Below are 17,757 nucleotides of genomic sequence, written 5' to 3'. Positions count from 1 at the left end.
CTCGATCCCGACCCCGCCCGCGGGCTTCACGAACTGTTAATACGTGACGTAGATCGAGTACAGCGCCGTGCTCTGCGTGGCGTTCCCGAAATTCGCCGGCCAGGTACCGAATGTCGTTGCGCCCGTGCTGTACGCGCCCTGCCCGCTGCCGCCGTCGGAGTAGTGCATATTGTTGGCCGCGATGGTGGTCCCATTGGTGTTGTACATCAGCCAGTAGGACGTGTTGGGGTTCAACGTGGCAGTGATCGGCAAGGAGTTCCACGCATTCGCCGTAAGGGTTCCACTTGCCGTGGCGGCGACCAGGGTTCCCGGTTTTCCATTGCTGTCGGTGTAGACCGCCAGCTGGAACTTGTTGTTGGGCGAGGCGGAGACCGAACCGACGTGCACCGAGGCGGTCTTGAGGACCGCTTGCGCACTGCCCGTGGTGACCCTGCTGCCGTTCATGTGGTTGGAGTCGCCGTCGTCCAGATGGTTTCCCACCTGGGTGTTGCCGAGGCTGCTCGTGGCCGAGGCACTGGTGGTGAACGAGAATGAGTAGGGAGCCGCCAGTTCGTTTCCCGCGGCATCGCCGACATGGTCCACCGTGACCGTATGGCGATTGCTCGTGGCGAGCGGCAGCGTCGGCGCGAGCGTGGCCGCCTTCGTGGCCGGGTCGTACGTGACCGTCGTCTGCACCGAATGGCCCGCGGAATCCCGCAGCACCAGATTCGCGGAGGTGATGGTCGAGGAGTCCATGGGTTCGCTGAAGGTGACCTTGACGGGGTCGGTCACCTTCACATCGGTGGCGTTGTCGGCCGGAGAGGTCGAGGTGACGGTGGGCGCGGTGGTGTCCGGCGCGTACGTCGCCCGGAAGGAGCCGGGTCCGGCGTCGAAGAAGGCGTACGGCACACCCTTGACGGTGTCGGTCCTCACCGGCACCGCGCTGCCGTTGAAGGTGACGCCGGAGAGCACCCCGCCGCTGGAGTTCAGCGGAACCATCGCCCGCAGCCCCCGGGCCCCGCCGGTCACCTTGAAGCTCAGCACGTCGCCGCTCCACTGGAGATCGGCGAAGGCGGAGCTGTTGCGGTCGTCCAGCCAGGTGAGCATCTGACGGCCCGACACGATCGGCACTCCCCTCGCCTGCGCCGATGCCACGATGGCGTCCGAGCCGGAGGAGGCGACGCTGTCGGTGTGCATATTGGCGCCGAGCGCGGCGTAGTAGCCCTGCGCGCCGTAGGCGGCGTCGAGCAGGGTGTCGATGGTGTAGGGGTAGCTCTGGCCGGACTCGTCGGTGAGCTGCGTCGTCGCCTGGTAGGTGTCGATGACCTGGCCGTCCTGCTCGGCGAAGCGCATGATCTCGCCCGTGCCGTTGAAGTATCCGGGACGGTTCTTCGTGAACGACGCCGGGTAGTAGTAGTAGTCCTGGTCCAGGCGCATTCCGTACTTCTTCTTCATCCTCGCCTGGGTCGACCAGTCGTCCCATTCCACGCAGTGGGTGCGGGAACTGGAAGGCTTGGGAATGGTGGAGTACTTCGACTTCCACACGCTCAACTGGTCGCCGTAGTAGGTGTCCAGCGGGGTGGCGCCCCAGGGCCGGCAGAGCGTCGTCACGTGCAGCCCCACCTCGAAGCCCTGGTCGGTGTAGCCCTTGGCCTGGGCGGAGGTCAGCGGTGAGCCGTTGTAGACGTACGAGGAGGCCCTGACGCACTCCCAGTCGGCGACGCTGCAACCGGCGGGGCTCTGGGCGATGTAGTGGTCCCAGCGTCCGGCGGTGCCCCCGTTGGCGTGGTCGTCGCCGCTCATGATGACGACGGCCTTCAGGTCGCGGGGGAAGTACCACAGGCGCGGCAGCGGTTTCACGGGCGCCGTCAGATGCGTGATGGTGTTGACGAGCAGGCGCTGCTGTTCGTCCGCGATCGGGATCAGGGCCTTGTCGAGGTTGTTCCAGTCCGGCTGGCCGCCCGTCCCGTAGAACATCTCACTGGCCTCGTAGCCGTCGGTGCTGTCGCGCTGCTGGCCCGCCCAGGCGGCATTGCCCTGGCGGGTCAGGACGACCGACCTGGCCAGGTCGTAGGTGAACGCCGCCGCCCGGCCGCCGTTGGAGCCGACGGAGCGGACGGTGACGGCGGGACTGGTCGTCGCGGTCGTGGCACTGCTGTAGAGCGTGGCCACGGCGGTGGCGCTGCCCAGGGAGTACCGGTCCGCGGTGCCGTGGTACTGCATGGTGTCGCCGGTGATGCCCGCGCCGGGGGCGGCGGAGGTGTTCACCTTCAGATAGCCCTCGGCCAGGGTGCTCCCCGTGTCGTTGAGCCCCAGCAGGGGGGCGAGCTTCTTGTCGGGGCGCATCGCGACGAGCTTTCCGCCGCCGCCGACCCAGCCGCCGAGCATCGACGCCTGGGCGTCGGTGAGCGGCATCCGGCCGAGGACGGCGATGTCGTAGTCCCCGAGGGCCGAGGCGGTCACGTCGGAGAGGTCGCTGACGCGGTACTCGTTGAGGCCCTCGGCCTTGAGGATCTCCGCGTAGTAGCGCGTGAAGGGATCGGCCGGATCGGTGATGAGCAGGATGGGGCCGCCGGGCCCGTTGTCGGGGGCGGGCGGCACCGGGGTCTCGGGGGTGTACGTGGCGTACATCGAGAAGTCCAGCGTCTGGAACGTCGCCGGCCCGAATACCTGCGGCCACGTTCCGAATGGGGTTCCGGATGTGCTGTAGGCGCTTCGGCCGCCGGAGGTGTAGCGCAGATTGTTGCTCTCGACGTCCGCGCCATTGGTGTTGTAAGCGAGCCAGTACGCGGTGTCGGGAGTCAGCGCAGCGGATACCGCAATGGTGTTCCAGCTGTTGGCCGTCAGCGTCCCGGTTCCGCTTTTTCCCAGCAGTTCGTCGGGAGAGCCGTCACTGTCGCTGTAGACGGCGACCTCGAACTTGTTTCCGGGTGCCGGGCCGACACTTCCGACGTAGACGCTCACACTGGTGACGGTGCCGCCCATCGCGCCCGTCGTGACCCGGACGGAATTCATGTAGCCCGAGTCCCCGAAATCCGAGTGGTCCCCGATCTGCGTGCTTCCCAGTGTCGCGGAGTCCGCCCGGCTCACTCCCCCCAGGCCGCTCAGCGTGAGCATGAGGGCCGCCACCATGAGACCGGCGAGCGTGCTTTTCCTGCCCGCGCCTTTTCCACCCATGATCGAACCCCCCGGATGCCACCGTGCGAAAACTCTACATTTTGACTCGGGTGGCCGAAACACACTTGCGCCGCAAAAACGGCAACTGCTCGAAAGAGGGCGAGTTTTGAGCGTTTTTGTCCAGTAAGGGCATGGTTGCCGGACACCCCGGCGGCTCCTAGGGTCCCAACCGTCCAAGTGATCGTTCTCCGAAACGAGTTGGAGCACCTGTGCGCACAAGACTGATCGCCCCGGGTGTGGCCGCCCTCTGCGCCCTGCTGGCGATCCCGGCATCCGCGGCCGACGCCACCCCCGGAGCCCCGGGCGTGGGCGACCCCTACTACCCCGACTACGGCAACGGCGGGTACGACGTCTCGCACTACGATCTGCGTCTGAAGTACCGGCCCTCGACCGACCGCCTGGAGGGAACGGCGACGCTGCTCGCCGACACGACGCAGGCGCTGTCCCGGTTCAACCTCGACTTCGCCCTTGACGTGAGCGAGGTGAGGGTCAACGGCAGGAAGGCCGCGTTCGCCAGGTCCGGCGACCACGAACTGGAGATCACCCCGTCCGCGCCGCTGGACAAGGGCCGTTCCATCAGCGTGGTGGTGCGCTACTCGGGCACGCCCTCCAAGGTCGTCGCCTCCGGCTTCACCTCGTGGCTGCGCACCCCCGACGGCGGTGTGGCGGCCAACGAGCCCGAGTCGGCCTGGTGGTGGTTCCCCAGCAACGACCACCCCACGGACAAGGCCACCTACGACATCTCCGTCTCGGTCCCCGACGGCACGCAGGCGGTGAGCAACGGCGTCCTGGTCTCGCAGAGCTCCCGGCTCGGCTGGACCCGTTTCAACTGGCGCTCCAGCAAACCCCAGGCGACATATCTGGCCACTCTCGCCGTGGGGAGGTTCGACATCACCGACAACACCACCGAGAGCGGCCTGCCGGTCATCAACGCCTACAGCAAGGACCTCGGCGACAACGCCGGAGCGGCCCGCGCCAGTGTGGAGCGCACCGCCGAGGTCGCCGACTGGCTGAGCGGGATCTTCGGCCCCTACCCGTTCAACGCGCTGGGCGGCTACGTGCCCAATGTCCCCACGGGGTACGCGCTGGAGACCCAGACCCGCCCGTTCTACAGCCCGCGCCAGTTCGCCAACGGCTCCAATGTGTCGGTGGTCGTGCACGAACTGGCCCACCAGTGGTACGGCGACAGCGTCTCGCTCAAGCGCTGGAGCGACATCTGGATCAACGAGGGCTTCGCCCGCTACGCCCAGTGGCTGTGGTCGGAGAAGGAGGGCGAGGGCACCGGGCAGGAACTCGCCGACTACGTCTACGCCCTCCACCCGGCCGACGACCCGTTCTGGAAGGTCGAGCCCGGCGACCCGGGTCCGGACAACCAGTTCGCGCTCGCCGTCTACGACCGGGGCGCCCTCGCGCTCCAGGCCCTGCGCAACAAGGTGGGGGACAAGGCCTTCTTCGCGATCCTGGAGGACTGGCCGACGCGGAACCGGGGCGGCAACGCGAGCGTGCGGGACTTCGTGAGGTTCGCCGAGCACGAGTCCGGCCGGCCGCTCGCGGAGTTCTTCGACACCTGGCTGTTCACGCCGGCCAAGCCGTCCGCCCCGGCGGCGGCCGCGCTCCGGCTCGGCGCCTCCCGCCCCCAGCAGCCGAAGTCCTGGAAGCAGATCAGGGCCACCGATCACATCCACGACCACCGCCGCTGAGCCGCCGAAACGCTGAACTGCCCAACCGCTGAACTGCCGAAACGCTGAACTGCCGAAACGCTGGGCCGGCGGCCGCCCGGCGCGAGCGGCGGTCCCGGGGAGACCGGTTCCGAACACCCGCCCCTGGAAAGAGCTTTGGCTCTTTCCAGGGGCTGCGTGTTGCGGACGAACAGGATTTCGTAAGCTCGGCTACCTGTCCTGCCGCACTACTGACAGGATATGGACTTCTGTTCGCATCCCTGAACCAATCGGAGCATTCATTGAGATCCCGACTCGCGGGAATCGGCGGCTTGGCCGCGGTGGCTCTCACCTCCAGCGTGATGCTGGTCGTGATTCCGGCGGCTTCGGCCCACACTGCCTCGGGCCCCAGCGGTATCACCGCGAAGGGGGCGTTCCTCCTCGACACCGGCTCCAGCAAGACCCTTTGGAGCAAGAGCGCGGACACCTCCCGCCCGATGGCCAGCACCACCAAGCTGATGACCGCCGTTACCGTTCTCGAGTCCGCCAACCTGGACCTCAAGCGCAAGATCACGGTCAAGCAGGCATACCGCGACTACGTGGTCAAGGAGGGCGCCAGCACCGCCGACCTCAAGACCGGTGACAAGCTCACCGTCGAGCAGGTCCTGCACGCGATGCTGCTGCCCTCGGGCTGCGACGCCGCCATGGCGCTGGCCGACAACTTCGGCACCGGCTCAACCATCAAGGCGCGCACCGCGTCGTTCATCTCCAAGATGAACAAGAAGGCCGTCTCCCTCGGCCTGAAGAAGACGCACTACGACGCCTTCGACGGCATATCGCACGGCGGCAAGAACTACACCTCGCCGCGCGACATGGCGAAGCTGGCGCAGCGGGCGCTCAAGAGCAAGACCCTGCGCACCATCGTGAAGAAGCAGTCGACCGTCCAGAAGGCGACGAACGGCCGCACCTACACCTGGTACAACACCAACAAGCTGCTCGGCTCGTACAACGGGGCCATCGGCATCAAGACCGGCACCGGCTCGGACGCCGGACCCTGCCTGGTCTTCGCCGCGACCCGCAACGGCCGCACCGTCGCCGGTGTCGTGCTCCACGCGTCGAGCAAGACCAGCCGGTACTCGGACGCGGCCAAGATGCTCGACTACGCGTTCCACTCGAGCACCGCGAAGACGATGAACCTGCGCCAGTTGCCCCAGGGCGCCCAGCAGGACTGATTCACCCTCCGGAGCCGCTTGCGCGGCACCACCGCTGCCCCCGCGGGCCCGAGGCCCGCGGGGGCAGCGGCTTTTCGACGACGGGCAGCCCTTGGTGCCGTGAGGAAACATGGGCTGTCATGTAAGAAGTGCAGGCGTAAACTTCTACAGAATCGTAGAATTTCCGCCATGGCTGCGGAGAGCATGCGCTCGCGGGGGCGCCCATGAGGATCTCCTTCCTCATCCACAACGCATACGGGATCGGCGGCACGATCCGGACCACGGTCAACCTGGCGCAGGCGCTGGCCGATCGGCACGAGGTGGAGATCGCGTCGGTTTTCCGTCACCGGGCCGCACCGACGTTTTCGATCGACCCGCGCATACGCCTGGTACCGCTCGTGGACCTACGGCCCGGGGTGCCGCGAAGCGATCTGGGCCATCCGCTCTCCGGCGTGCCCGCGAAGGCCTTCCCCAGAGAGGAGTCCCGCTACCGGCAGTACAGCGCCCTCACCGACTCCAGGGTGCGCTCCTGGCTGGAGAGTTCGCGCGCGGATGTGCTCGTCGGCACCCGCCCCGGCCTCAATGTGCTCCTGGCCCGGTACGCCCCGGGCGGGGCCGTCAAGATCGCCCAGGAGCACCTCACCCACGACTCCCACAGCCCCGCGCTGCGTACGCGCCTACGGACGGAGTACCGGCGCCTCGACGCCCTCACCACGGTGACGGACGAGGACGCGGCGGCGTACCGCCGGCGCCTGCCCCTGCCGGGGGTGCCGGTGCTCGCGGTCCCCGACTCCGTTCCGGAGCCCGTGCTGCGCCCGGCCGACGGAAGCGCGAAGGTGGTGGTGGCGGCCGGCCGGCTCGCCCCGGTCAAGCGCTACGACCTGCTGATCGACGCGTTCGAGCAGGTGGTGCGGCTGCACCCGGACTGGACCTTGCGCATCTACGGCGAGGGAGGGCTGCGCGCCACCCTCCAGGAGCGGATCCGTCGGCTCGGGCTGCACAACAACGTCCTCCTGATGGGCCCGGCCGCGCCCATGGAGGCCGAGTGGGTCAAGGGCTCCATCGCCGCCTCGTCCTCGAACCTGGAGTCGTTCGGGGTGTCCATCATCGAGGCGATGCGCTGCGGGCTGCCGGTGGTGAGCACCGCGTGCCCCTGCGGCCCGCCGGAGATCATCCGCGACGGGGTGGACGGCCGGCTGGTCGAGCCGGGGAGCGTGGACGGGTTCGCCGCCGCGCTGCTGGACCTGGTGGGGAACGAGGAGATGCGGGCCCGGATGGGGCGCAGGGGCCGTGAGGCCGCCGCGCGCTTCGACCCCCAGTGCGTCGCGGCCCGGTACGAGGAGCTGTTCGCCCGTCTCCTGCGCGCCCAGCAGGGCTGTACCGTACTGCGGAGGCTGCGGCGCACCGGTACGCGGGCGGCCGCGGCACTGCGTCAGGCATCCAGCCACGAAGGGTCGGTGCGGTGATCTCCCAGAGGACGACGGACCTGCTGGTCGCGGACTGCTGGGTCGAACGGTCGGGGGAGGTACGGGTGCGCGTCCCGCTGCCTCCCCTGGGCACGGGGTACGAGGACTCCTCCGGGCTGCTCGCCAGGGAGCGCGGCACGGGGGCGGAGGTGCGGGTGCCCTTCGACACCTCGGGGGCACAGGCGCGGGCGCTGCTGGTCCGCGAACCCGGACTGCTGCCGGAGGGCCGGTGGGACCTCTACGCCGAGTACGGCAGTGAGACCGGCCCCGTGCTGCGGCGGCTGCGCGCCGGTCTGCGCGATCTGCGGGCCCTGCTGCCGCCGCTCGCCGCGCCGCCGCGGCTGCCGGTGGTCTCCTGGGTGCCGTACCGCACGTCCGGGGGCTGGCTGGCCCTGCGCACGTGGGAGCGGTACGGGCACGCGGAGGTCCAGTCGGTGCACGTCTCCCGCGACGAGTTCGCGGTCGAGGGCTGGCTGCTGGGGCAGGGGCGTCCGGCGCCGCCGGCCGTCGAACTGCGCTGCCGCCGCGGCTGCGACCGGGCACTGCCGACGGTGGTCTCGGCGCGTCCGGCGCCGAGCCCCGCCTGGGAGGGGACGGGGCAGGGGTTCCGGTCCTCGCTCTTATGGACCGACCTCGCGGAGATCGCGTCGGAGGGCGAGGTGTGGGACCTGTACGCGCTCCCGTACGGCGCCACGGAGGCGGTGCGCGTGGCGCGCCTACTCGACGACATCCCCGACAAGAAGGACGTCTACTCCTTCCCCGACACCCACGTCTGGGCCCCGGGCCGCGGCCCCCTTCGCATCCGCCCGTACTACACACAGGCCAACGGCCTGTCGGTGAAGGCGGAGTCGCTGGAGGGAATCTGAGGGTCCGCACGCCTGGGCGTGTCCGGACTTCGCGCTGCCGCACACGAAGTCGCGGAACGAGCGTCCCCGCCCGCGGCGGCGCACCCGACGGCGAACGCCACGGCGGACCCCACGACGAGCCCCCCGAGGGACCCACGGCGAGCCCCGAGGGACCCCACGACGGATCCGACGACGGACCCCACGACGAAAGGCGCCCTCGCATGCCCCCTCCCCCTCCGATGGGTCCGGTGTAACTCCATGGCGCCGCCGCGCCGGGGCCCTGCGGCCGTGGCCGCCGTCGCCGCCGTGCTGTTCTGCGCGCTGGCCGTCGCGGTCACCGCGCGGCACGGCGCGCCGTTCCCGCTGGACGGCTCCCTGCACCGCTGGGGTGCGCGCCACCGGGGCGGCCCCTGGCGCGGCCTGTCCATCGCGGTGACCTCCAGCGGCACCGGGATCACCGCGTACGCGCTCGCCGCGCTCGGCGGGGCGGTGGGCCGCAGGGGACGGCGCGCCCTGCTCGTGGGGGCCGTGGCCGGGCTCGCCCACCTCGCGGCGGGGCAACTGCTCCGCACCGCCGTCGCCTTGTCCATCGACCGTGCCCGGCCCCCGGCCGCCGACTGGGCCTGGCACGCGAGCGGACCGGCGCTGCCCTCCGGCCACACCACCACCTCGGCGATGGTCGCGGGGCTCTTCGTGGTCGCGGCGCTCCACCGGCTGCGCGGCCGGGCCCGCGCCGCGCTGATCCCGGTCGCCGTCCTGTGGGCCTTCGCGGTCGGCGCCACCCGGGTCCATCTGGGGATGCACTGGCCGACCGACGTCCTCGCCGGGTGGCTGCTCGCCGTGGTCTGGGTGGCTCTGGTGGCCCCGCTGGTCCACCCCGCGCCCGTTCCGGACCGGGCAGCTCCGATCAAGCCGGAGCCGGCACAGCCCGACCCGGTCGGCCGGGTCTCACGCGCGCTCGGCCGCAGCCCTGCGGCCCCGGCGCAGCTCCAGCGCCACGGGGATCACGGACAGGACCACGATGACGGCGACGGCCGGTAGCAGATAGCGGTCGACGCCCGGGATCGAGGCACCGAGCACGTGCCCGGCGACGATCAGGCCGATGGTCCACCCGAGTCCGCCGATCACCTGCCAGAGAGTGAACGGGCGGGCGGGGACGCCGAGAGCCCCGGCGATGGGATTGAGCACCGTACGCACCAGGGGGATGAACCTGGCCAGCACGATCGCCTTGCCGTAGCCGTACTTGGCGAGCAGTTCCGAGGAGCGCTCGGCGGCGTGGTGCAGCCGCTGGTTGCTCGAGCGGGCCAGCAGGGCGGGGCCGGTGCGCCTGCCGATGGCGTAACCGGTCTGCGCTCCGAGCAGCGCTCCCGCCGCGGCCGCCACCAGCACGTACGGCAGGGGCAGATGCAGCCGCGCGTCCGCCCCGGTCGCGGTCAGCAGCCCCGCGGTGAACAGCAGTGAGTCCCCGGGCAGGAAGAAGCCCACGAGCAGGCCGGTCTCGGCGAAGAGGACGACGAAGATCCCGAATGTCCCGAAGGCGGACAGCAGGGAGGTCGGGTCGAGCGGGTTGACCGCCAGTGCGCCGTGCGCCGCCTGTGCGACGCGGTTCGACGCGAGATCCCCCACGTGGCTGAACAGGAACATCCAGCGCCCCTTTCCGGGTGGTGACTTCCGATCCGGCCGAGGTCGGCGACGCCGACGGCCGCCGGGGGCCGCTGTGGCAGACTTGCCGGAAAATGAGAGCTTCTACAGAGCCGTAGAAGTTCTGCAGGATAGTGGATGACGGTGGGAGGCGGCACGCGATGGCTCGAGACGGTTCGGACGATCCCGCGTCCCGGCGCGGCCGCGGTGAGCTGGAGTCCGAGGTCCTCGGCGCCCTCTGGGCGGCCGGCGGCCCGCTCACCCCCGGCGAGGTGCAGCGGCGAATATCGGGCGACCCCGCCTACAGCACGGTGGTGACCGCGCTGTCCCGCCTGTTCGAGAAGGGCACGCTCACCCGGGTGCGCAGCGGCCGCGCCTACGCCTACGCGCCGGTCGCCGACGAACCGGGCCTGGCCGCCCGCCGGATGCGCCAACTCCTCGACGCCGAGGCCGATCGGCACATTGTTCTGGCACGCTTTGTCTCGGACCTGTCGGACGACGACGAACAGGCGCTGCTGCGCCTGCTCGGCGAGCATCCGCGAGCGGACTGAGCCCACCGGAGACCCGAATGTACTTCGCCGTCCACCTGCCGCTCCTGCTGCCGCTCGCCGCCGTTCCGGCTCTGAGGGCGCTGGCCCCGCACCTCGCTCCGCACCGGGCGGCCTGGATGCTCGCCGGGGCGGCCGTGCTGCTGGCGGCCATCAGCACGCTGGCGCTGCTGGTCCTGGTGGCGATGGGCGTGTCCGAGGTTCCCCTGCTCGCCGTCCTCGGGCACTACACACCCGGTGGGCTGCCGGGGGTTCCCGGCACCGCCCCGCTCACCGCGTGCGCCGCCGTCGCCGCGCTGGCGGTGGGGCTGTCCCGGACCGTCCGTCGCGCCGCCCTCCACAGCCGGGGGCTGAGCGACGCGCTCTCCTACGGCAGGGGGCTGGCCGACGACCGCGAGCTCGTGGTGCTCCCGGACCGGTCACCGCTGGCCTACGCCCTGCCCGGCCGCCCGGGCCGGATAGTGGTCTCCTCCGGGATGCTGCACGCCCTCGACCCGGCCGAGCGACGGGCGCTGCTGGCCCATGAGCGGGCCCATCTCGCCGGTCACCACCATGTCCTGCTCATCGCCGCCGAACTCGCTGCCGCGGCCAATCCCCTGCTGCACCGGCTCCTTCCCGTCCTGTCGTACGCGGTCGAGCGCAGCGCCGACGAGGCCGCGGCAGCCGAAGTGGGCGACCGCACCAAGGCCGCCCACGCGGTGGCCCGCGCCGCCCTGGCCGCGCACGCGGGCGGGGGCCCCCACCCCGCCGCCCTCCACGCGGGGACCGGCCCGGTCCCGCAGCGCGTCGCGGCGCTGCTGGCACCGCCGCCGGCGAGGATGCCCAACACCCACACCTCGCGTGCGGTGGCGGTGGTCGTCGCCGGGCTGCTCGCGCTCGGCATCGGGGCCTGCGTGGAATCCGTCGTCGATCTGCACTCCGCCGTCGAGACGGCCCAGGCGGCGTACGGCGAGTCTGACTGACGGGCCCCCGCCGCCCTTCCCCTGCGTCAACTCGCCCTCGTTCACCTGGAGTTCAGCCCACGGGCGGCCAAGCTTCCTCCGCGCCCGCACAACGCGCCCGCCCGGCCGCCGGTCGAACAAGGCGATCGGGCAGGGGCGCCGCCCCACGGGGCGTGACCGACCGTGCCCCACAGGCCCGCGGCACCTGCCTTCTGGGGGATTCGATGCCCGCACACTCGCCCGACCGCTGCCGCCCGGCCGCGCGCAGACGCCACCACCGCACCCTGCGGACCGCGGTGATCACGGTGGCCCTGGCCGCGGGGGTGCCCACCACCGCCTACGCGGCTCCCACCGCGCACCCCGCCGCCCAGCACCACTCCAGCTCCGGCCGTCCCACCGCGCCGCGCTCCACCGCCCCGCGGCCCTCGTCGGCCACGGCCCCGCCCGCCGGCGCTCGGGCCGCGGCCGAGGCGACACCGTTCTTCTTCACCGACTTCTCCGCGAGCACCTGGGGGACCTCCTACGGCCTGCGAGACATCACGTTCGTCGGCCGGCTGATGAAGCACGACCCGGACGGCGGCCCTGACGTCCCCGCCGCGAACGAGACCGTGGACGTCGTCCAGAAGTACCTCAACGACGAGTTCGGCGACCCGGTGCCCGACGAGTGGGGCTACGCGTCGTTCGGCGTGGTGAGGACGGACGCCAAGGGCCGTTTCGAACTCGACAAGGTACGGGTCACCCACCGCGACCTCGAGGCGGGAGGCCCCGTCATCTACCACGGCAGCTTCCCCGTCCGCGCCTACGCGGCCCGCCGTGTCGACCCCCGCGGCCCCTCAGCGCCCGCCAACTGGGACGCCCTGGACACCTGGGGCGACATGGACGCCGACACCTCCCAGGCCAGGATGACCGCGGACTTCGTCAAGGGCCCGGTCCGCGACGGCGCACGCGAGGTCACGGTGGAGGGCACGTTCACCCGCAAGGACGGCCCGCTGTGGCGGCCGCTGAAGGGGTTCACGACCACCGTCACCTTCGAGCCCGAGGACCCGTCGCACGAACCGCGCCGGATCAAGGTGCGCACCGACGGCGACGGGGCGTTCTCCGCCGAGGTCCCCGTGCGTGAGGACGGCAGCGTCCTCGCCGCGGTGCACTGGTGGGAGGACGTGTACCTGGACATCACCGGTGAGCAGACCCAGGGCGTGCCGGTCGGCATCCCCGATCCGCTGGAGCTGCGGTCGGGCCCGTACGGCCTCGACCGCGACCGGGTGGTGTCGGCCTCGGTCGCGCTGGTGGGCAGGGGCGACTGCGACGCGGGCGGTCAGCGCGCGGCCCTGCAGTGGTCGGCCGACGGGCGCACGGGGTGGAAGAAGGTGGCCGAGGTCCGCACCGACGAGCACGGGAAGGCCTCCGTCAAGGTCCCCGGGTCGGCCAACGGGTACTACCGCTGGCACCACGCCGAGACCGACTCCTGCGCCGGGGACATCGGGTACGCCAAGCCGCTGCGGCGGGTGGAGACGAGGGTGCGGGACTTCGACGCCTCGCCCGAACCGGTGGACGAGGGCGGGAAACTGCTTGTCGAGGGCGTGCTCCAGCACAAGCCGTCCGGCGGGGGCTGGGCCGGGTACGGCGGGCGGGCGGTCCAGATCTGGTTCAGGCCCAGCGGTTCCGGCACCTGGCAGAGGATCTCCACCGTGGCGTCGGACGCGAGGGGCCGCTTCGCCGGCACGGTGACGGCGGCTCGGGACGGATACTGGCGCGCCGTCCACGTCGGGGATGCCACGCACTTCAGCGTGACCGGCCCCTCCGACTACGTGGATGTGCGCTGACGCATCCGCTGCGGACCGGCCGCGATCATCTGGACCGCGGCCGGTCCCGGCGGCGCTCAGCCCTCGCCGTCCGCTTCCTCGAGGCGGAAACCGATCTTCAGGCCGACCTGGAAATGGTTCACTTCACCCTCGCGGATGTATCCGCGGATCTGCGTCACCTCGAACCAGTCCAGCTCGCGCAGGGTGGACGACGCGCGGGCGAGGCCGACCTTGATGGCATCGTCAACACCGTTGGGCGACGTTCCAACAATCTCGGTAACCCGGTAAACGTGATTGCTCATTTCTGGCCTCCGAACCGCCTGAGTACCGACTGACTCCGGCAGGCTAACCGCCGACGATCGACGCGGGCTGGAAGCTCAGCCTGCCGGGCCGGTCGCAGCGGGCGAACGGCCGAACCAGTCCAGGCAGACCACCAGCGCGTCGTCGTCCAGCTCCGGGGCGCCCCGGTAGGAGGTCAGCTCGCGCAGCACGGCGCTCGGGACCTCGGCGGCCGGCAGGAGGCGGGTCGTGGCGATGGCCCTCGCCAGGGCGGTGTCGCCGTAGGGCTCTCCCCCGGCGTCGGCCACCGTGTACACACCGTCGCTGACGATCACCAGGCGGTCTCCGGGCTCGACATGGAACTCCTGCGCCAGATAGACGGTCTCCTCGAACATCCCCAGGGGCAGTTGGGCCTCGAAGTCGACGGTCTCCACCACCGCGCCGCGGCGCATCCTCAGCATCCTGGGCGACCCGGCGTCCACCACCTGCATCCGGCCCGAGGCAAGGTCGACGCACAGCAGGAGGGCCGACAGATGCAGGGCTCCCCGGTGCTGGGCGTAGACGGCCTGGTCGGCCAGGGCCGCCTGGTCGGCGATCGGCACCCCGGCCCGCCGGGCGTTGCGCAGCGCGTTGACCCCCAGGGTGGTCAGCAGGGAGGCGTCGGTGCCCTCGCCCATGCCGTTGACCACCGTGAGGCTCAGCCGGTCGGCGGACACGGCCCAGTCGAAGGCGTCGCCGTGGATGGAGTAGGCGGGCTCCAGCTGGGCGCCCATGGCGTACTCCCGCTGCGCGCACGAGCCGCCGGGCAGGAGCTGCCACTGCATCTCCGCGGCCAGGGTCAGCCGCTCCTTGCGCCGCGCCAGGAGGAAGAGGTCGCAGCTGCGGTCGGCCACGAGGATCTCGCGTCCGAGCACCTGCGCGATCTCGGTGAGTTCCTCGGCGACCTCGGGCGGGCAGGAGGTACCGGGCAGCGTCACCGAGAGCACCCCGAGGCGGTCGCCGTGCACACTGACGGGCACATGGACCGCGACGGTCCCGCCTGCGCTGTCGGCCGCCGTGCACGGTTCCTGGGCGCCGAACGCCCTGCCCTGCGGGGTGGAGTGCAGCGGCAGCGGGCGCGCGCTGCGGGGAATCGGCGTCACCGGCTGCAGCGCCTTCCTGCTGTAGTCGGCCATCAGCAGGTCCACCGAGGAGGCGGCGTAGTGCTGCGCGAGTGCTGAGCCCGCCACGTCGAGGAGCGCGTGGGGAGCGGCCGAGCGCAGGGCCCGGTCGACCGTCAGAAATCTGTTCACGTGGGTTTTCTACGCCTTTTCCGAGGAATGCGCCCGTACGGCGGCGCGGTACGGATCGTGTGCCGGTCCCGTGCGGGCCCGCGGGTTACGGGCGGCATCAGGCTGACAGCGGCAGTGCGAAAATGTCACAGTGGTGAACATGTCCCCCTCCGCGCCCAGCCCCCGAGCCGACGAGGCCGCCCGTGCGGTCGGCTCGGTCGTGGAGCTGCTGGAGGTGCTGTGGGAGCGCGGCCGTGACGTGGACAGCAAGCCGGTGTCGGCCTCGCAGCTGCGCGCCATGTTCGTGCTCGAGGACAAGGAAGGCATCAATCTGCGGGCCCTGGCCGAAGCCCTCGGCTCCACTCCCCCCTCCGTGAGCCGGCTCTGCGACCGGCTCCAGGCGGTCGGCTACATAGAGCGGGCACCCAGTGCCAGCAGCCGCCGTGAGCTGGAGCTCCGGCTCAACGACCGCGGCCGGACCTTCCTGCGCGATCTGCGCAGGCGCCGCGAGACGGAGCTGCGCTCCGTGATCGCGGCCATGCCGTCCAACCGGCGGGCGGCACTGGTCGAGGGGCTGGAGTCCTTCCGGGCCGCGGCCACCGCCGCGGCCGACGAGGCCGCGGCCGCGACAAGCGGCGGGGCGCCCGGCGCCGTCGACGAACCGGCACGTACCGCCTAGCCCATCGGTGTCCTCCCGTCCCCCGGTCACGGCCCGCCCGGGTGCGCTGAAGGGCTCACCGGGCGAAGACTGCCGGCAGGAGAATACACTTGCCGGACGGCAACTATCCAGTCGGGACGCCGAATCGGCGACGCCGGGTCAGCGACGCCGGGGTCGGCAACGCCGGGTCAGCGACGCCGGGGTCGGCGACGCCGGGTCAGCGACGGGGAAGCTTGACGACGGTCACGAAGAACTCGTCGATCTGGCGGATGGCGCCGACGAACTGGTCGAGGTCCACGGGCTTGGTGACATAGGCGTTCGCGTGCAGCTTGTAGCTGCGCAGGATGTCCTCCTCGGCGGAGGAGGTGGTCAGGACCACGACGGGGATGTGGCTGAGGTCGGGGTCGGACTTGATCCGCTCCAGGACCTGCCGCCCGTCGTACTTGGGCAGGTTGAGGTCCAGCAGGACCAGGTCGGGGCGCGGGGCCCCGGTGTGCTCGCCGCGCCGGTAGAGGAAGTCCAGGGCCTCCAGGCCGTCGCGGACCACGTGGAGGGTGTTGCCGACCGTGTTGTCCTCGAAGGCCTCACGGGTCATCAGCTCGTCCCCGGGGTCGTCCTCGACGAGAAGGACCTCGATGGGCTGAGCGGCGGGGTCTGTCATACGGGCTTTCCTTCCATGGCGGCGCTCCGGGCCCCGGCGGCCGGGGCCTCGGTGGCGTCTGCCCCGGCGGCCGGGGCGGCGTCGGTGGTTTCGGGGGCCTCGGCGGCCGGGGCGGTGGGCAGGGTGAAGCGGACCCGGGCCCCCTCGGTGTGGCCGGTGTCGATCCAGATGCTTCCGCCGTGGTGCTCCACGATCTTCTTGCACAGCGCGAGCCCGATGCCCGTTCCGCTGTAGACGTCGCGGCCGTGCAGGCGCTGGAAGATGACGAAGACCTTCTCGGCGAACTCCTCGCCGATCCCGATGCCGTTGTCGGTCACGGAGAAGCGCCAGCTCGTACCGGACTCCTCGGGTTCGGCGGTGATGCGCAGGACCGGGGGCCGGTCGGGGTGGCGGAACTTCACGGCGTTCCCGACGAGGTTCTGCCACAGCATCGTCAGCAGGGTGGGATCACCCAGCACCTCCGGCAGTTCGCCGGGCCGCTCGATGCGCGCCTCGGACTCCTCGACGGCCGCGGCCAGGTTGACGATGGCCTTGTCGAGGACACGGCCGAGGGGGACGGCCTCGCTGGTGTCGTTCAGCCGGCCGACGCGGGAGAAGGTGAGCAGGTCGTTGATGAGGACCTGCATCCGCTTCGCCCCGTCGACGGCGAAGTCGATGTACTGGGCTCCCCGCTCGTCGAGCTTGTCGCCGTAGCGCTTTTCCAGCAGTTGGCAGAAGGAGGCGACCTTGCGCAGCGGTTCCTGGAGGTCGTGCGAGGCGACGTAGGCGAACTGCTCGAGCTCGGCGTTGGAGCGGCGCAGCTCGGCAGTCTGCGCGTCCAGGTCGGCGGCCTGCCGGCTCAGCAGCCCCTGCTGTTCCCGGGAGGTCGCCAGCTCGGCGACGATGCGCGTGCGCATCTCCTCGACCACCTCGGCCACCTCGTGGATGTCACGGGGGCCCTGGGCCGGGATGCGGTGCTCGAACTCTCCGCCCGCCACCCGGCGCGAGGCGGCGCGCAGCACCGCCAGGGGTCTGCCGACGGCGGTGTGGAGCAGGACGGCCAGCACCACGCCGGAGAGCAGGAACACGGCGAGCATCGCGGTGAGGGCCAGATCCCTGACGCGCTCGGTCCGCCTCAGCTCATGGCGGGTGTGGTCGCGGGCCTCGCGCAGATGCCGGTTCTGGACGTCGATGAGGCCTCTGATGCGGTCGAAGGCCCGCTTGCTGCGGTCGATCGCGGTCGTGTCGGGAGCCTGCTTGCCCTGGGCGGCCTTGATGAGGGGCTCGGCGTAGTCGCGGCGCCACCGGCGCCCGGCGTCGCGGACGGCGGCGAGGTCGTCGACGAGCCTTCTGTCGCCCTCGAGCAGGGGCGCGATCCTTCGGGCGGCGTCGCCTTCGGCCTTCCTGCCCTCCTCGTAGGGGCTCAGGAACCGCGGGTCCCGGGTGAGCAGGTAGCCCCGCACACCGGTCTCCTGGTCGATGAGCGCCGCCTGGAGGCCGAGAGCCTCGGAACGGGCGGGCGAGGCCCGGTAGGCCAGGTCACGGGTCACGTCGTCGGTGCGGGACAGCAGCATGGCGCCGATCCCGGCACACGCCATCACCATGACCGCCATCACGGCTATGACGACATGGAACCACGCC

At 71.1% G+C, this 17,757-nt stretch carries 15 protein-coding genes; 9 read left to right on the top strand and 6 right to left on the bottom strand.

The genetic code is table 11. From position 1 onward, the window contains the following. Positions 1-36: 36 nt before the first annotated feature. Complete coding sequence (locus IEY86_RS12995; RefSeq protein ID WP_189131790.1) at positions 37-3,096, bottom strand: Ig-like domain-containing domain; 3,060 nt, start codon at positions 3,094-3,096, stop codon at positions 37-39. 269 nt (positions 3,097-3,365) lie between these two features. Between IEY86_RS12995 and IEY86_RS12990 the strand changes: the two genes are divergently transcribed. From IEY86_RS12990 to IEY86_RS12970, 5 genes are all read left to right on the top strand, one after another. Then, positions 3,366-4,856, top strand: a complete 1,491-nt coding sequence (locus IEY86_RS12990; RefSeq protein WP_189131789.1) for a M1 family metallopeptidase — start codon at positions 3,366-3,368, stop codon at positions 4,854-4,856. A 320-nt stretch (positions 4,857-5,176) separates the two neighbouring features. Continuing rightward, positions 5,177-6,046: a D-alanyl-D-alanine carboxypeptidase family protein gene (locus IEY86_RS12985; RefSeq protein WP_189131938.1), complete on the top strand. Its 870-nt coding sequence runs from the start codon at positions 5,177-5,179 to the stop codon at positions 6,044-6,046. A gap of 203 nt (positions 6,047-6,249) precedes the next feature. After that, positions 6,250-7,491, top strand: coding sequence for a glycosyltransferase family 4 protein (locus tag IEY86_RS12980; protein WP_189131788.1), 1,242 nt, complete (start codon positions 6,250-6,252; stop codon positions 7,489-7,491). Beyond that, a complete protein-coding gene (locus tag IEY86_RS12975; protein ID WP_189131787.1) occupies positions 7,488-8,357 on the top strand; it encodes a hypothetical protein in 870 nt (289 codons plus the stop codon). The genes IEY86_RS12980 and IEY86_RS12975 overlap by 4 nt, the downstream gene beginning before the upstream one ends. A gap of 237 nt (positions 8,358-8,594) precedes the next feature. After that, positions 8,595-9,377 (top strand): phosphatase PAP2 family protein, encoded by a 783-nt coding sequence (locus IEY86_RS12970; RefSeq protein WP_189131786.1) that lies wholly within the window; start codon positions 8,595-8,597, stop codon positions 9,375-9,377. Here IEY86_RS12970 and IEY86_RS12965 read toward each other — a convergent pair. After that, positions 9,285-9,980 carry a DedA family protein gene (locus tag IEY86_RS12965; RefSeq protein WP_189131785.1) on the bottom strand — a complete coding sequence of 232 codons (696 nt, stop codon included), beginning with the start codon at positions 9,978-9,980 and terminating at the stop codon, positions 9,285-9,287. The two genes, IEY86_RS12970 and IEY86_RS12965, sit on opposite strands and share 93 nt — an antisense overlap. A gap of 158 nt (positions 9,981-10,138) precedes the next feature. Here IEY86_RS12965 and IEY86_RS12960 point away from each other — a divergent pair, with 158 nt between their 5' ends. The 3 genes from IEY86_RS12960 to IEY86_RS12950 all read left to right on the top strand — a co-directional run bounded on the left by IEY86_RS12960 (position 10,139) and on the right by IEY86_RS12950 (position 13,289). After that, a complete protein-coding gene (locus IEY86_RS12960) occupies positions 10,139-10,528 on the top strand; it encodes a BlaI/MecI/CopY family transcriptional regulator (protein ID WP_189131784.1) in 390 nt (129 codons plus the stop codon). Between the two features lie 17 nt (positions 10,529-10,545). Further along, positions 10,546-11,487: a M56 family metallopeptidase gene (locus tag IEY86_RS12955; RefSeq protein ID WP_189131783.1), complete on the top strand. Its 942-nt coding sequence runs from the start codon at positions 10,546-10,548 to the stop codon at positions 11,485-11,487. A 203-nt stretch (positions 11,488-11,690) separates the two neighbouring features. Next, entirely contained in the window at positions 11,691-13,289 is a 1,599-nt protein-coding gene (locus IEY86_RS12950; RefSeq protein WP_189131782.1) for a hypothetical protein, read from the top strand. A 56-nt stretch (positions 13,290-13,345) separates the two neighbouring features. On the opposite strand, the gene IEY86_RS12945 is transcribed toward IEY86_RS12950, so the two are convergent. Both IEY86_RS12945 and IEY86_RS12940 read right to left on the bottom strand, forming a co-directional pair. Next, positions 13,346-13,570: a dodecin gene (locus IEY86_RS12945; protein WP_189131781.1), complete on the bottom strand. Its 225-nt coding sequence runs from the start codon at positions 13,568-13,570 to the stop codon at positions 13,346-13,348. 75 nt (positions 13,571-13,645) lie between these two features. Next, positions 13,646-14,839, bottom strand: coding sequence for a PP2C family protein-serine/threonine phosphatase (locus tag IEY86_RS12940; RefSeq protein ID WP_229698383.1), 1,194 nt, complete (start codon positions 14,837-14,839; stop codon positions 13,646-13,648). Between the two features lie 139 nt (positions 14,840-14,978). Here IEY86_RS12940 and IEY86_RS12935 point away from each other — a divergent pair, with 139 nt between their 5' ends. Next, complete coding sequence (locus IEY86_RS12935) at positions 14,979-15,497, top strand: MarR family winged helix-turn-helix transcriptional regulator (protein ID WP_189131780.1); 519 nt, start codon at positions 14,979-14,981, stop codon at positions 15,495-15,497. A gap of 196 nt (positions 15,498-15,693) precedes the next feature. Here the strand turns inward: IEY86_RS12935 and IEY86_RS12930 are convergent, their stop codons facing one another. Both IEY86_RS12930 and IEY86_RS12925 read right to left on the bottom strand, forming a co-directional pair. Further along, the gene (locus IEY86_RS12930) at positions 15,694-16,137 is read right to left on the bottom strand and encodes a response regulator (protein WP_189131779.1); all 444 of its coding nucleotides are present in this window, start codon (positions 16,135-16,137) and stop codon (positions 15,694-15,696) included. Then, positions 16,134-17,729 carry a sensor histidine kinase gene (locus IEY86_RS12925; RefSeq protein WP_229698406.1) on the bottom strand — a complete coding sequence of 532 codons (1,596 nt, stop codon included), beginning with the start codon at positions 17,727-17,729 and terminating at the stop codon, positions 16,134-16,136. Before IEY86_RS12925 ends, IEY86_RS12930 begins: the two co-directional genes overlap by 4 nt. Positions 17,730-17,757: the final 28 nt, after the last annotated feature.

The sequence above is a fragment of the Wenjunlia tyrosinilytica genome (genome assembly GCF_014646055.1).
Lineage (GTDB): Bacteria > Actinomycetota > Actinomycetes > Streptomycetales > Streptomycetaceae > Wenjunlia > Wenjunlia tyrosinilytica.
The sequence above is the reverse complement of the archived record's forward strand: the minus strand, read 5'-3'. Positions and strand labels throughout refer to the sequence as shown.